This is a genomic window from Sphingomonas sp. PWP1-2 (assembly GCF_049898305.1).
GTDB lineage: Bacteria > Pseudomonadota > Alphaproteobacteria > Sphingomonadales > Sphingomonadaceae > Sphingomonas > Sphingomonas glacialis.
Map to the genome: position 1 here is coordinate 299,165 of NZ_JAFCXM010000003.1, position 13,686 is coordinate 312,850.

12 protein-coding genes are annotated in these 13,686 nt (G+C 67.2%); 6 read left to right on the forward strand and 6 right to left on the reverse strand.

Annotation, left to right across the window (positions count from 1 at the left end; all coding sequences use genetic code 11):
• The first annotated feature begins 8 nt into the window (after nucleotides 1-8).
• The 4 genes from ACP7C5_RS09865 (at nucleotide 9) to ACP7C5_RS09880 (ending at nucleotide 4,129) form a co-directional block, all read left to right on the forward strand.
• Nucleotides 9-1,364, forward strand: a complete 1,356-nt coding sequence (locus ACP7C5_RS09865; RefSeq protein ID WP_426264280.1) for a M48 family metalloprotease — start codon at nucleotides 9-11, stop codon at nucleotides 1,362-1,364.
• Complete coding sequence (locus ACP7C5_RS09870; RefSeq protein ID WP_426264102.1) at nucleotides 1,364-2,095, forward strand: DsbA family protein; 732 nt, start codon at nucleotides 1,364-1,366, stop codon at nucleotides 2,093-2,095. Before ACP7C5_RS09865 ends, ACP7C5_RS09870 begins: the two co-directional genes overlap by 1 nt.
• A gap of 185 nt (nucleotides 2,096-2,280) precedes the next feature.
• Nucleotides 2,281-3,207 (forward strand): ABC transporter ATP-binding protein, encoded by a 927-nt coding sequence (locus tag ACP7C5_RS09875; RefSeq protein ID WP_426264103.1) that lies wholly within the window; start codon nucleotides 2,281-2,283, stop codon nucleotides 3,205-3,207.
• Nucleotides 3,208-3,334: 127 nt separating this feature from the next.
• Nucleotides 3,335-4,129, forward strand: a complete 795-nt coding sequence (locus tag ACP7C5_RS09880) for an ABC transporter permease (protein WP_426264104.1) — start codon at nucleotides 3,335-3,337, stop codon at nucleotides 4,127-4,129.
• A gap of 138 nt (nucleotides 4,130-4,267) precedes the next feature.
• Here ACP7C5_RS09880 and ACP7C5_RS09885 read toward each other — a convergent pair whose 3' ends face one another.
• The 4 genes from ACP7C5_RS09885 to ACP7C5_RS09900 all read right to left on the reverse strand — a co-directional run bounded on the left by ACP7C5_RS09885 (nucleotide 4,268) and on the right by ACP7C5_RS09900 (nucleotide 8,925).
• Complete coding sequence (locus ACP7C5_RS09885; RefSeq protein WP_426264105.1) at nucleotides 4,268-6,130, reverse strand: CocE/NonD family hydrolase; 1,863 nt, start codon at nucleotides 6,128-6,130, stop codon at nucleotides 4,268-4,270.
• A 156-nt stretch (nucleotides 6,131-6,286) separates the two neighbouring features.
• Nucleotides 6,287-7,255, reverse strand: coding sequence for a class II fructose-bisphosphatase (gene glpX, locus ACP7C5_RS09890; protein ID WP_133186552.1), 969 nt, complete (start codon nucleotides 7,253-7,255; stop codon nucleotides 6,287-6,289).
• Nucleotides 7,256-7,435: 180 nt separating this feature from the next.
• Nucleotides 7,436-8,260, reverse strand: coding sequence for a 2,3,4,5-tetrahydropyridine-2,6-dicarboxylate N-succinyltransferase (gene dapD / locus ACP7C5_RS09895; protein ID WP_426264106.1), 825 nt, complete (start codon nucleotides 8,258-8,260; stop codon nucleotides 7,436-7,438).
• Nucleotides 8,257-8,925 carry a pyrimidine 5'-nucleotidase gene (locus ACP7C5_RS09900; RefSeq protein ID WP_426264107.1) on the reverse strand — a complete coding sequence of 223 codons (669 nt, stop codon included), beginning with the start codon at nucleotides 8,923-8,925 and terminating at the stop codon, nucleotides 8,257-8,259. The genes dapD and ACP7C5_RS09900 overlap by 4 nt, the downstream gene beginning before the upstream one ends.
• A gap of 189 nt (nucleotides 8,926-9,114) precedes the next feature.
• On the opposite strand from ACP7C5_RS09900, the gene ACP7C5_RS09905 reads away from it, so the two are divergent.
• Both ACP7C5_RS09905 and ACP7C5_RS09910 read left to right on the forward strand, forming a co-directional pair.
• Nucleotides 9,115-10,113, forward strand: a complete 999-nt coding sequence (locus ACP7C5_RS09905; RefSeq protein WP_426264108.1) for an LLM class flavin-dependent oxidoreductase — start codon at nucleotides 9,115-9,117, stop codon at nucleotides 10,111-10,113.
• Between the two features lie 220 nt (nucleotides 10,114-10,333).
• Nucleotides 10,334-11,113, forward strand: a complete 780-nt coding sequence (locus tag ACP7C5_RS09910) for a TIGR00266 family protein (protein WP_426264109.1) — start codon at nucleotides 10,334-10,336, stop codon at nucleotides 11,111-11,113.
• A gap of 12 nt (nucleotides 11,114-11,125) precedes the next feature.
• Here the strand turns inward: ACP7C5_RS09910 and ACP7C5_RS09915 are convergent, their stop codons facing one another.
• On the reverse strand, nucleotides 11,126-12,196 hold the full coding sequence (locus ACP7C5_RS09915) for a serine aminopeptidase domain-containing protein (protein WP_426264110.1): 1,071 nt from the start codon (nucleotides 12,194-12,196) through the stop codon (nucleotides 11,126-11,128).
• 116 nt (nucleotides 12,197-12,312) lie between these two features.
• Nucleotides 12,313-13,638: a sensor histidine kinase gene (locus ACP7C5_RS09920; RefSeq protein ID WP_416194524.1), complete on the reverse strand. Its 1,326-nt coding sequence runs from the start codon at nucleotides 13,636-13,638 to the stop codon at nucleotides 12,313-12,315.
• Between the last annotated feature and the right edge of the window lie 48 nt (nucleotides 13,639-13,686).

Genomic DNA, 13,686 nt, shown 5'->3' on the forward strand with positions numbered 1-13,686 from the left:
CGGGGCGGATGAAGCGACTCTTCGCGGCGTGCGCGCTCTCCCTCCTCGCCTGGGCGCAACCGGCGGCAGCGCAATCGATCCTGCGCGATGCCGAGACCGAAGCGATGTTCAACGACATGTCGCGTCCGCTGATCCTGGCGGCGGGGCTCTCGCCGAGGAACGTCAAGGTCGTCCTGATCAACGACGATTCGATCAACGCTTTCACCGCGGGCGGGCAGACGATCTATGTCCATTCGGGGCTGATCCAGGCCGCCGACAACGCCAACCAAGTCCAGGGCGTGATCGCGCACGAGCTCGGCCATGTCGCCGACGGGCACGTCGTGCTGATGGACGCGGGCATCAAGCCCGCGCTCGGCGTCTCGATCCTCAGTATGGTGCTCGGCGTCGCGGCGATCGCCGCGGGCGCGCCCGAGGCGGGGGCCGGGATCCTCTCGGCTGGCACGACCGCGGCGCAGGGCAAGTTCCTCGCGTTCAGCCGCGTCCAGGAATCGACGGCCGACGCCACCGGCGCGAAATTCCTGCGCGAGGCCGGCGTCACCGGCAAGGGCATGCTGACCTTCTTCAAGAAGCTGCAGAACGAGGAATATGCGTACGGCCTCAAGAACATCGACCCGTTCGCGCAGAGCCATCCGCTGTCGGGCGAGCGCATCGCCAGCCTCACCGCCGACGTCATCGCCTCGCCGGCCTATGGCAAGAAGCCGGACCAGGCGCTCGAGGAACAGTTCAAGCGCGTCAAGGCCAAGCTGCTCGGCTATGTCGCCGACCCCAAGACCACGCTCAACACCTATCCCGACGAGGATCAGAGCCTCTATGCGCACTATGCCCGCGCCTATGCCTGGCACAAATCGGCTTACCCCGAGAAAGCCGATGCCGAGGCCGCCGCGCTGATCAAGGCTGCGCCGCATGATCCGTATTTCCTAGAGATCCAGGGCCAGATCCTGCTCGAGGCAGGCAAGCCGCTCCAGGCGCTGGCCCCGTTGCGCGAGGCGACCGAGCTGTCGCGCAACGCGCCGCTGATCGCGACGACCTTCGGCCACGCGCTGATCGCGACCGAGGACAAGGCGAATTACCCCGAGGCGATCAAGGTGCTGCGCCAGGCAGTGGCGCGCGACGACGAAAATCCCTTCGCCTGGTATCAGCTCGGCACCGTCTATGAGGCGATGGGCGACCAGCCGCGCGCGATGCTGGCAAGCGCCGAGCAAGCGAGCCTGACGGGCAACGTCCCGCTCGCCGCGTATAGCGCGCGCGGCGCGATGCAAGGGCTCGCCCCCAACAGCGTCGACTGGATCCGCGCGCAGGACATCGCGCTCGCCGCGCAGAACGAAATCGACGACAACCCGAAGAAATATAAGAAGAAACGCTGATGCGCCCGGCCTGGAATTCCATAACCCTCGCGCTCGTCGCGGGGCTGATCGGCGCGGCCGGTTTTGCCAGCCTCGAGCGGCTGATCCCGGCAAGCGGCGGTGAGCGCGCGCGCGTCGAGGGCGTGGTGCACGATTATCTGATGGCGCATCCCGAGATCCTGCCCGCGGCGATGGACGCCTTGCGTGACCGCGGCCATGCCGAGACGATCGCGGCGAACCGCAGCGCGATCTACACGCCGGTCGGCAGCGCCTGGGCGGGGAGCACCAACCCGGATGTCACCATCGTCGAATATTTCGATTACAATTGCGGCTATTGCCGCGCCAGCCTCCCGACGATCGCGGCGCTGCTCAAGAGCGACCCCAAGATCCGCATCGTCTATCGCGACTTCCCGATCCTCGCGCAAAGCAGCATCGATGCCGCGCGGATGAGCTTGGCGGCGGCCGAGCAGGGCAAGTTCCAGGCGTTCCACGACGCACTCTATGCCGGCGGCCCGGTCAGCACGCAGAGCATCGCCGCGGCGGCGAAGACCGCGGGCGTCGATGCCGCGCGCGCCGCGGCCTATGCGCCGCGCGCCGAGCAGGAGATCACCTCGAACGCAACGATCGCACGCGCGCTCGGCATGACCGGCACGCCGAGCTGGGTGATCGGCACCAAGGTGGTTTCCTCCGCGCTCCCGCTCGAGGACTTGCAAAAGGCGGTCGCCGAAGCGCGCGCGGCTGGGCTCAAGTAACACCCGTCACCCCGGCCTTGTGCCGGGGTCCACCGTGCGGCGCGCGGTCCGGCGGCAGTTCGCGCGGCACAGTGGACCCCGGCACGAGGCCGGGGTGACGGCGCGATAGGCATCGCGACTTTCATACCGAGCGGTTGTTATCTCCCCGCTACCGCCCTATCTGCGCGACAACAATCGGGGGCAGCATGGACACCATTCTATCGATCGCGGGCGTGTCGAAGACCTACGCCTCGGGACATCGCGCGCTCGAGCCGGTCGATCTCGACATCGCGCGCGGCGAGATCTTCGCGTTGCTCGGGCCCAACGGCGCGGGCAAGACGACGCTGATCTCGATCATCTGCGGGATCGTCACGCCCAGCACGGGGACCGTGATGGTGCTCGGCCATGACGCGCAAAAGGATTTCCGCAGCGCGCGCCGCGCGATCGGCCTCGTGCCACAGGAACTGTCGGTCGACATGTTCGAGACCGTGCTCGCCACCGTCAAGTTCAGCCGCCGCCTGTTCGGCAAGGGCCCGAACGACGCGCATATCGAGCAAGTGTTGCGCGACCTGTCGCTGTGGGAGAAGCGCGACGCCAAGATCCGCGAGCTGTCGGGCGGCATGAAGCGCCGCGTGCTGATCGCCAAGGCGCTCAGCCACGAACCCGAGATCCTGTTCCTCGACGAGCCGACCGCAGGCGTCGACGTGGCTTTGCGCCGCGACATGTGGAAGCTCGTCCACAAGCTCCGCGCTGGCGGCACGACGATCATCCTGACGACGCATTACATCGAGGAGGCCGAGGAGATGGCCGACCGAGTCGGCGTGATCGACAAGGGGCGGATCATCCTGGTCGAACGGAAGGCCGCGCTGATGAAGAAGTTCGGCAAGCGGCGGATGCTGATCGCGCTGCAGGCGCCGATGACCGCAGTGCCCGCCGATCTCGCGGCATGGAACCTCGCACTGGAGGATGAGGGCGCGACATTGCTCTACACCTTCGATTCGGAGAATGAGGACATTCCGGGGTTGCTCGCGAAGCTCGGCACGCTCGGCATCGGCTATCGCGATCTCGAGACGCACAAGAGCTCGCTCGAAGACATTTTCGTCGACCTCGTCGAACAGAAGGACGCGGCATGAGCGCCTGGGCATCTCTTCCACCCGTTCGCCCTGAGCCTGTCGAAGGGCTGCTCTCAACGGACGGTGCGCTCGTGGCGGGCAGTGCTTCGACAGGCTCAGCACGAACGGAAATAGGGAGGATCGCTGCATGAGCACGCACGCCGCAACCAAGGCCCCCGCGGTCAATTTCCACGGCATCTGGGCGACCTATCGCTTCGAGATGGCGCGCGCGCTGCGCACCTTGTGGCAGAGCCTCGTCACGCCGGTGATCACCACCTCGCTCTATTTCGTCGTGTTCGGCGGGGCGATCGGGTCGAAGATCAGCACGGTCGGCGGGGTCGGCTATGGCAGCTTCATCGTGCCCGGCCTGATCATGCTCTCGCTGCTGACGCAGAGCATCTCGAACGCCTCGATCGGCATCTATTTCCCCAAATTCACCGGCACCGTTTACGAGCTGCTCTCGGCTCCCGTGTCGGCGATGGAGATGGTGATCGGATATGTCGGCGCGGCGGCGACCAAATCGATCGTTCTCGGGCTGATCATCCTGGCCACCGCGTCGCTGTTCGTGCCGCTTAGCATCGTCCATCCGGTCGCGATGCTCGCCTTCCTCGTGCTGACGAGCATCACCTTCAGTCTGCTCGGCTTCATCATCGGCGTGTGGGCGAACGGCTTCGAGCAGCTGAACTTCATCCCCGCGCTGCTGATCACGCCGCTGACCTTCCTCGGCGGGGCCTTCTATTCGATCGACATGCTGCCGCAGCCGTGGCGGACGGTGAGCCTGTTCAACCCGGTGGTGTATCTGGTGAGCGGCTTCCGCTGGGCGTTCTTCGACAAGGGCGACGTGTCGGTAGGCTTAAGCCTGGGCGTGACCGCGCTGTTCCTGGTCGGGTGCCTCGGCGTCATCTCGTGGATCTTCAAGACCGGCTGGCGGATGAAGAACTAATCTCCCTCTCCCTGTGGGAGAGGGAAGGGGCCCGCACCCAAAGGGCGTGGGAAGGGTAAGGGCAGTGCGGTCCGGCGGCGTGCGCTGTCCTCACCCGACCTCGCTGCGCTCGGCCACCCTCTCCCGAAGGAGAGGGATTTAGGGCATTACCGGCAGCACGATCTTCGAGCCGGCGCAAACACGCTGCGTCGCCTTGACGAAATCCCCCGCCTTCGCCCGCGCGATATTGGGTACGAAGCGCTGCGGGTTGCGGTCGATTACCGGGAACCAGCTCGACTGAACCTGCACCATCAGCCGGTGGCCCTTCAAGAACACATGGTCGTGCTCGCGCAGCGCCACTTCCCAGCGCGTCACCTTGCCCGGCACCAGCGGCTGCGGGTTCGTGTCGCTCGCAAGGAAACGCCCGCGCCGGACATCCATCGCGATCGGGAGCTGATAGCCGTTGAGCGACTTGGCATAGTCGCCGGGCTTTGGCGATTCGGCGTTCTGCACTTGGTTGTCCGGATAGACGTCGATCAACTTGACGACGAAGTCGCTGTCGGTCCCGCTGGTCGAGGCGGCAAGCTGCGCGAGGACATGCCCCGTCACGGTCAGATCCTTCTCGAGCGGCGCGCTCGTATAGCTCAGCACATCGGGCCGGCCGCCGAGGAAACGCTGGTCGGCCGCCTCCCACCACGACCAGTCGGGCGACAGATACGTCCCGGACATCGGGCGCGCGCGGAACGGCACCGGGTTGGCCGGGTCCGACACATAATCGCGGCACGCTTCGCCCGGTGCCGGTGCCTTGAACGACAGCGAGCCGTCGGCGTGGAGATACAGGTCGGTCGGCTTGGTGCCTGCCGCCGGCCACGCCGTGTAGCTCTTCCACGCCCAGCTGCCGCTCCGGAAGCTTTTCACGCCGGTCGTCGGCTTCGCGCCCGTCCCGTGGAGCCAATAGGCGAAGAACGGCGCCTGGATCTGCTCCTGGAACTGCGTCCCGCTCGGCACGCCGTACGGGATGGGCCCGAGCGCATTGGTCGGCCGCTGCCACCAGCCATGCGCCCAAGGGCCGGCGACCATCGTCGCGAGATGGTCGGGGTCGTTCTGCGCCTGCTTGAAATAGATCTGCCACGATCCCGACGGATCTTCCTGATCCCAATAGCCCGCGACGTTGAGCGTCGGCACCGTCGTCTTGCCGAGCCGGTCGCTCCAGCGCTGATCGGTATAGAAGGCGTCGTGATTGGGATGGTCGAGCAAGGCGGTGAACATCGGCACCTTGCCCTTGAACTCGGTCTTGTCGATCTGCTCGACCGGGCCCTTGGCGAGGAACCAGTCGTACGTGTCGTAGCGATCGTATTGGAACGACGTGTCCTGCGTCTTGTCGAGCTGGAGCATTGCCAGCCAGTCGGTCGCATACGACAGGCGTAGCGCGCCGTTTCGGTGAAGATCGTCGGACTGCCAGTAATCGACCCAAGCCGCCTGCGGGCTGACCGCCTTCAGCGCGGGATGCGGGCCGATCAGCGCGATCGCCGCGGCGAAGCCCGGGTAGGACACGCCCCACATCCCGACCTTGCCGCTGTTTTGCGGCACGTTCTTCACCAGCCAGTCGATGCTGTCATAGGCGTCGGTCGATTCGTCGACCTGCTTCGGATCGCCCGGATGCACCGCGGTGGAAAGCGTAAACACGCCGTCGGACTTGAAGCGCCCGCGCATCGACTGCTCGACATAAATATAGCCGTCACGGTCGAGCGCGACTTGATTGCCCGGCGTCTTCTTCGGCGCGGAGTCGGGCACGCCATAGGGGGTGCGCGAGAACAGGATCGGCAGCGGTCCGGTCTGGTTCCGCGGACGCAAGATCACGGTCTGGAGCCGCGCGCCGTCGCGCATCGGGACCATCACTTCTTCGTAGGTGTAGGGGGAAAGCGCGGGGGCAGGGGCCGCTACGGGCGCGGCCTGCGGGCGCGCAGCGATCGGGCCGGCCAGCGCGACACCGGCAGCCAGCGCCGCCACAACTTTACGCATACCCAACCCCCAAACGTCACCCCGGCCTCGTGCCGGGGTCCACCGTGCCGCAAAAGCTCTCGCGGCAAGTCTGCGGCACGGTAGACCCCGGGACAAGCCCGGGGTGACGAATTGGTTCTTAGCCCCTCCCCTTCAGGGGAGGGGCTTAGGCGCGCCTCAGATCCGGTGTTCGCCCTTGACCCAGCGCACCGTGCCCGAGCTTGCGCGCATCACGACGCTCTCGGTCGTCATGATGTGCCCCTTGCGCTTCACGCCGGCGAGCAGCGAGCCGTCGGTCACGCCGGTCGCCGCGAAGATGCAGTCGCCGCGTGCCAGCTCGGTCAGGTCGTACTGCTTGTCGAGGTCGGTCACGCCCCACTTGGCGGCACGCGCGCGCTCGTCGTCGTTGCGGAACAGCAGGCGGCCCTTGAACTGCCCGCCGACGCAACGCAGCGCCGCGCACGCGAGCACGCCCTCGGGGGCGCCGCCCGAACCCATATAGATGTCGATCGTCGTGTCGGGGTTGGTCGTCGCGATCACGCCGGCCACGTCGCCGTCGCCGATCAGCATGATGCCGCAGCCGAGTGCGCGCAGCTCGGCGATGATCTTGGCGTGGCGCGGACGATCGAGCACGCAGGCGATGATCTCGGATGGCTTGACGCCCTTGGCGGCCGCCAGCGCGGTGACGTTCTCGGTCGGCGACTTGTCGAGGTCGATGATCCCCTCGGGATAGCCCGGGCCGCACGCAATCTTGTCCATATAGACGTCGGGCGCGTTGAGCAGCCCGCCTTCCTCGGCGATCGCGAGCACCGCGAGCGCGTTCGGCCCGGCGGTGGCGCAGATCGTCGTGCCTTCGAGCGGATCGAGCGCGATATCGATCTTCGGGCCCTTGCCGATCGCCGAACCGACCTTCTCGCCGATGAACAGCATCGGCGCCTCGTCGCGCTCGCCTTCGCCGATGACGACGGTGCCGTCCATGTAGAGCGAGTTGAGCGCGGTGCGCATCGCGTCGACCGCCGCCGCATCCGCCGCCTTTTCGTCGCCGCGCCCGGTGAGCGTCGAAGCGGCGATCGCCGCCGCCTCGGTCACGCGGACCATTTCGAGCACGAGAACACGATCGAGCGTTTTGGAAGCGGTGGTGGTCATTGACGAAGCATCCTCTTGTTTGGGGAGGGACTAGGCGGGGCGCGTTACGTTGTCGAGACTGACCTTCTTCCCTCCCTGGAAGGGAGGGGTTGGGGGTGGGTCGGCCCGTGGCGGGCGTAACGTTCCCATTGAGAGCAACCCACCCCTCGATCCCCTCCCTTCCAGGGAGGGGAGGAGCCGTCAGTCGCGCAGCAGTTCGTTGATGCTGGTCTTCGAGCGCGTCTGCGCGTCGACGCGCTTTACGATCACCGCGCAATACAGCGCCGGCTTGCCGTCGCCGCCACCGGTCGAGCCCGGCACGACCACCGAATAGGGCGGCACTTCGCCGCGGAACATTTCGCCGGTTGCGCGGTCGATGATCTTGGTCGAGGCGCCGAGATACACGCCCATCGACAGCACAGCACCTTCGCCGACGCGCACACCCTCGGCGACCTCGGCCCGCGCGCCGATGAACGCGCCGTCGCCGATGATCACCGGGTCGGCCTGGAGCGGTTCGAGCACGCCGCCGATCCCCGCGCCGCCCGACAGATGCACGCCCTTGCCGATCTGCGCGCAGCTGCCGACCGTCGCCCAGGTGTCGACCATCGTGCCCTCACCGACATAGGCGCCGATGTTGACGAAGCTCGGCATCAGGATTGCGCCCTTGCCGATGAAGCTCCCGCGCCGCGCAACCGCACCGGGAACGACGCGGAAGCCACCTGCGCGGAACTCGGCCTCACCCCAGCCGGCGAACTTCGACGGCACCTTGTCGAACGCCGGTGCGCCACCCGCGCCGCCCTCGACCAGGCTGTTGTCGTTGAGCCGGAACGACAGCAGCACCGCCTTCTTGAGCCACTGATTGACCTGCCAGCCGCCGTCCCCGGTCGGCTCGGCGACGCGCATCGCGCCCGAATCGAGCTGGAGCAGCGCCTGCTCGACCGCGTCGCGCACATCGCCCTTGGTCGCGAAGCTGATCGTGTCGCGCGCGTCCCACGCGCCGTCGATGGTCTGCTGCAGGTCGCTCATATATCCCCCGTATGGTCGTGGAGCCACGCCGTGATGTCGGCGCAGGTGAAGTCGATGAAGGAGCGGTCCTCGCCGCCCGGCGTCTGTTCGGAGCCATTGTCGACCCACAGCGTCGTCATGCCGATCGCCTTCGCGGGCGCGAGATTGCGCGCCATGTCCTCGGCGAACAGGCAGGTCGCGGGGTCGAGATCGAACGCCGCGCACAGCCCGGCATAGGCCGAGGCTTGCGGCTTCGGGATTAGGTCCATCGCATGGACGTCGTGGATCGCCTCGAAACTTTCGCCGAGCCCGAGCTTGGCCAGCACTTTGCTGGCATAGGGCGTGTCGGCATTGGTGAAGACGAGCTTGCGCCCCGGCAGTTTGGCGATCGCGGCGGCGAGCGGGGCGTTCTCCTCGAGCACGTCCATCTCGATGTCGTGGACATGGTCGAGAAAGGCATGCGGGTCGACGTCATGCTCGGCCATCAGCCCGGCGAGCGTCGTGCCGTGGGCGTGGAAATAGCCCTTCTGGATGCGGCGCGCCTCGACATGGTCGACCGCGAACTTGTCGGCGATATACCCCGTCATCCGCGCATCGATCTGGTCGAACAGCCGCGCGCTCGAGGGGTAGAGCGTGTTGTCGAGATCGAAGATCCAGGTGCGGATATGGGCGAGGCGTGGGTCCATGCGGTGGCTCTAAGCGGGAGGGGACGTAGGGGCAAGGCGGAGACGCATCTTCGCCCCTCCCCTGAAGGGGAGGGGACGGGGGTGGGGCGTGCCTCGCAGAGACGCCGGCGCTTTTGACTTCCCCACCCCAACCCCTCCCCTTCAGGGGAGGGGCTTTGAAACGACCGCCGTCCTCCCCACATCCCTAACATGACCCAATATTCCCTGCTCGATCTCGTCCCCGTCATCGAAGGCGGCACCGTGTCCCAGGCGCTCGCCAACGCCGCGGACCTCGCAAAGCACGCCGAGCGCAACGGCTTCCACCGCTACTGGACCGCCGAGCATCACGGCATGACCGGCATCGCCAGCGCCGCCACCTCGGTCGTGCTCGGCCACATCGCCGCGAACACCTCGACGATCCGCGTCGGCGCGGGCGGGATCATGCTGCCCAACCACGCCCCGCTCGCGATCGCCGAGCAGTTCGGCACGCTCGACGCGCTGTTCCCCGGCCGGATCGACCTCGGCCTCGGCCGCGCGCCGGGCTCGGACCAGATCGTCGCGCGCGCGATGCGCCGCAATCTCGAGACCGACGCCAACGCCTTCCCGCGCGACGTGGTCGAGCTGCAGAGCTATTTCGCAAACGACGGCCAGACCGGCATCGTCGCGACGCCGGGCGCCGGTGCAGACGTCTCGCTGTGGATTCTCGGCTCGAGCACCTTCGGCGCGCAGCTCGCCGCGATGCTCGGGCTGCCCTATGCCTTCGCGTCGCACTTCGCGCCCGATTCGCTGATGGCGGCGATCGACATCTACCGTCGCACCTTCCGCCCCTCGGCCGCGCTTGCCAAACCGCACGTCATGGCCGGCTTCAACGTCTTCGCCGCCGATACCGATGCGCAGGGCGAGTTGCTGGCGAGCTCGCAGCAACAGGCGTTCGTCGCGCTGCGCACCGGCAACCCGCGCCAGCTTCCGCCGCCCGTCGCGGGCTATCGCGAGAGCCTCGGCGCGCAAGGGGCCGCGATCCTCGATCACGTCCTGTCGTGCTCGGCAGTCGGCGGCCCCGCGAAGGTCGCGCGCGAGATCGCCGCGTTCGTCGCCCGTACCGGCGTCGACGAGCTGATGATCGCCAGTTCGATCTACGATCACGAAGCGCGCAAGCGCAGCCTGACGATCACCGCGGAAGCGATGCAGGACGTCGCCATCGCGGCGTAAAGCCGCTCACGCCGGACTTGGTTCGGCATGCGCGCGGACGGCCCCCCTCCGTCACCCCGGCCTTGTGCCGGGGCCCACCGCGATGCGCGGGATGCCGCTGGAGCGTGCGCGGCCCGGTGGACCCCGGGACAAGCCCGGGGTGACGAGGGGAGGGGCGTAGTATTCCATCGCTCCCCTTGCTGTGTTACGTCAGTGCACCACAGCAAGAGCCTCTCCAACCATGCGCTACGACATCGCCGGCACCGTAATGCAGACCGTCTCGATCGATCTCGATCGCGGTGAACGGATCGTCAGCCAGACGCACGCGATGGCGTGGATGAGCGACGGCATCCGGATGGACACGCACACCGGCGGCGGGCTGTTCGCGGGCCTCAAGCGCGCGATGTCGGGCGGCAGCATCTTCATCACCGAATATATCGCCGACGAGACCGCGCACGTTGCCTTCGCCCCGCGCTTCCCCGGCAAGATCATCGCGCGCAACCTCCGCGCCGGCGAGTCCTTGATCTGCCGCAAGGAGACCTTCCTCTGCGCCGAATATTCGGTGTCGCTCGACATCGCCTTCCAGCAGCGCCTCGGCGCCGGCGTGTTCGCGGGCGAGGGCTTCATCCTCCAGCGCGTTACTGGCCCTGGCACCGTGTTCCTCGACCTGTCGGGCGAAGTGATCGAGAAGGACCTAGCCCCCGGCGAGCGCCTCCGCGTCCATGCCGGGCATATCGGCATTCAGGAGCCGACCGTCTCGACCGACATTCAGATGGTGCGCGGCTTCCGCAACATCCTGTTCGGCGGTGAGGGCCTGTTCCTCGCGACGCTGACCGGGCCGGGCAAAGTCTGGCTGCAATCGATGCCGATCATGAATCTGGCGGAAGAGGTCGCGCGCCATCTGCCGGGGAAGGAAGAGCGCGGCGCGGCAGCGGGCGCGGGGATCGGGCGGCTGGTCGGCGGTGGTGCAGCCGGCGCGGTGGTCGGCGGGCTGCTCGGCGGGTTATTGGGGAACGAGTGAGGCGAGGGCGCTTTACGACCGCAGCGCCTGACCGAACCACTTCGCCATGTCATCGAGCGGCTTGCGGGCGACGGGTAATAGCGTGTCGGTCTGCGCCGACGCTGCGGTGCCGAGCGAATGGCCAAGCCCCGGATAGCCGATCAACGTGACGCGCGCACGCGCTTCGGGGCGGCGTGCAAACGCCTGCGCCGCGTCGGGCGCGATCATCGAGTCGTTCAACCCCTGCAGGAGCAGGATCCGCGCATTGGTCGCCGGGAAGGCGTCGGCAACCCCTTTGAGCGAGCGCGCCGTCGCGGCGATCCCGAGCCCACTCTCGGGACCGTCGGCATACCAGGAGGCCAGGATCGGATCGGCCTCGGCAAAGCTGATCCGCCCATCGCGGTTGGTGTCGAGCAGCGGATTGACGCGTTCGCCGGGCCGAAAACCGCGGAACATGCGAACGAAGATGTGCGCGAGATCCCCGCCGGGGCCGGCATCGGCGCGCGCGATCGCATCGGCATCTAGCGCACCGTCGACCGCAAAGCGCGCGAGATAGGGCTTGCCGATGCGTTGATATTGCGCCTGCGCCACATGGGCGGGCGTGTCGACGACCGGGCCCATCAGCGCCACCGCGCGAACCGCCGGCTCCCCGCTCGCGACCGCCATCGCGACGGTGGTGCCCTCGCTCCACCCGACCAGGCCGAGCGGCAGGCCGCGCGCTTCCGGGCGCGCCGTGACCAATGCCACCGCGGCGCGGCCGTCGGCTGCGAGATCGGATCCGTTCAACGTGTCGAACTTGGCGCGGTCCACGGTCGTCGGCCCGGTGACATAGCGCTTGTTGTAGCGGAACGAGACGATTCCGGCGCACGCAAGGCGATTGGCGACCTGAAGCATCGGCCGCGAGGTGATCGTATGGTTCGGCCCCTCGATAGCACCGTCCATGTCCGCAACATCGGACCCGGGGAACAGCACGACCACGCCGCGCCGCGCGATCCCGGCAGGCGGTGTTACGAGTTCACCCGCGGTCGTCACGCTGGGAAGCGCCAAGGCGACTGGCGCGCGTTGCGGCACGCAGTCCTGGGCGAAGGCCGGTGCCACGAGCATCGTGGAGGCCGCTGCTACAGCGAAATAAAACGATCCCCGCACGTCGTCACCCCAACCCGATTTGACTGCCCGGAAGCGGTTCTGGCAGCTGCCTCTTCGCTAGGCAAGCGCAGCACTCAGTTCGCCGCAGGCAACCGCAACCGTACCAGCAACCCGCCGAGATCCTCGCTCTCTTCCAGCGACACCGTGCCCTCGTAGATCTCCGCCACGTCGCGCACGATCGCCATGCCGAGCCCCGTGCCAGGTTTGCCCGAATCGAGCCGCACGCCGCGGTCGAAGATGCGGATGCGCTGTTCCTCGGGGATGCCGACGCCGTCATCCTCGATCAGGAATTCGACGAAGCCCGAATGCTTCGAGACGGTGACGAACACCGATCCGCCGCCGTACTTCGCGGCATTCTCGATCAGATTGCCGAGCATCTCGTCGAGATCCTGCCGCTCGACATGGACTTGCAGATCCTTTGGCCCGTCGCTGTCGATGCGGACGTGGCGATAGAGGATGCCGACCGCGCGCTCGACCGATTCGAGGCTCGGCCAGACGTCCGCCCGGCTGTGCGCCGACCCGCGCCGCCCGACCGCGCGGGCGCGGGCGAGGTGGTGGTCGACCTGCCGCCGCATCGTCCGCGCCTCGCGCACGACGGTCTCGCCGAGATCGTTAGCCTCGGCGGTCGCGGCGTTCATGATCACGGTGAGCGGCGTCTTGAGCGCATGCGCGAGGTTGCCGGCGTGACGTCGCGCTTCCTCGGCCTGGCGTTCGTTATGTGCGATCAGCGCGTTCAGTTCTTCGACCATCGGCGCGACCTCGATCGGCATCGGCCGCTCGATCTGGCGTGCCTTGCCAGCGCGCATCCGCGCGATCTCCTCGCGCACTTTGCGCAGCGGCCACAGCCCGTAAAAGGTCTGCAGACCCGCCATCACGATCAGCCCGAAGCCGAGCAGGGCGAAGCTGCGCACCAAAGTCTTGCGCAGCACCTTGATCTGCGCGTCGAGCCCGTCGCGATTTTGCGCGACCTGGAAGCGCCAGCGCACCTTCGACCCCGGCAGCGTGACGTCGCGCTCGACGATCCGCAGCCGTTCGGGATTCTCCGCCTTGGGATCGACGAACTGCTTGCTGTCATAGGCATGGACGCCGAGATCGTTGTGCTTGCCGCCATAGGCCAGCCGCCGATCCCACAGCGAGCGCGACGCATATGGTTCCTGGCCCGGCGCGCCGATCTGATAGTAAAGGCCGGAATTTGGCTCGATGAAGCGCTGATCGGCGAGCTCGCGATTCGACAGGACTTCGCCCTGCGGCCCGATCTCGGCCGAGACGATCAAGGCGGTCAGCACATATTCGAGCTGGTCGTCGAAATTGCGCGTGATCGCGGTGGTCAGCACGCGGTCGAGCGCGAACCCGCCGCCGGCGAGCAGCAGCAGGATCCAGCCCGCCGCGATCAGGATCATCCGGCGCGACAGCGACCCCGTGGTGCGCACCGGGATCGCCGGATGCGC

Excerpts from the sequence above, each read along its gene's own strand:
- ACP7C5_RS09865 (WP_426264280.1), top strand. The coding sequence starts at position 9 with ATGAAGCGACTCTTCGCGGCGTGCGCGCTCTCCCTCCTCGCCTGGGCG.
- ACP7C5_RS09870 (WP_426264102.1), top strand. The coding sequence starts at position 1,364 with ATGCGCCCGGCCTGGAATTCCATAACCCTCGCGCTCGTCGCGGGGCTG.
- ACP7C5_RS09875 (WP_426264103.1), top strand. The coding sequence starts at position 2,281 with ATGGACACCATTCTATCGATCGCGGGCGTGTCGAAGACCTACGCCTCG.
- ACP7C5_RS09880 (WP_426264104.1), top strand. The coding sequence starts at position 3,335 with ATGAGCACGCACGCCGCAACCAAGGCCCCCGCGGTCAATTTCCACGGC.
- ACP7C5_RS09885 (WP_426264105.1), bottom strand. The coding sequence starts at position 6,130 with ATGCGTAAAGTTGTGGCGGCGCTGGCTGCCGGTGTCGCGCTGGCCGGC.
- glpX (WP_133186552.1), bottom strand. The coding sequence starts at position 7,255 with ATGACCACCACCGCTTCCAAAACGCTCGATCGTGTTCTCGTGCTCGAA.
- dapD (WP_426264106.1), bottom strand. The coding sequence starts at position 8,260 with ATGAGCGACCTGCAGCAGACCATCGACGGCGCGTGGGACGCGCGCGAC.
- ACP7C5_RS09900 (WP_426264107.1), bottom strand. The coding sequence starts at position 8,925 with ATGGACCCACGCCTCGCCCATATCCGCACCTGGATCTTCGATCTCGAC.
- ACP7C5_RS09905 (WP_426264108.1), top strand. The coding sequence starts at position 9,115 with ATGACCCAATATTCCCTGCTCGATCTCGTCCCCGTCATCGAAGGCGGC.
- ACP7C5_RS09910 (WP_426264109.1), top strand. The coding sequence starts at position 10,334 with ATGCGCTACGACATCGCCGGCACCGTAATGCAGACCGTCTCGATCGAT.
- ACP7C5_RS09915 (WP_426264110.1), bottom strand. The coding sequence starts at position 12,196 with ATGCTCGTGGCACCGGCCTTCGCCCAGGACTGCGTGCCGCAACGCGCG.
- ACP7C5_RS09920 (WP_416194524.1), bottom strand. The coding sequence starts at position 13,638 with ATGATCCTGATCGCGGCGGGCTGGATCCTGCTGCTGCTCGCCGGCGGC.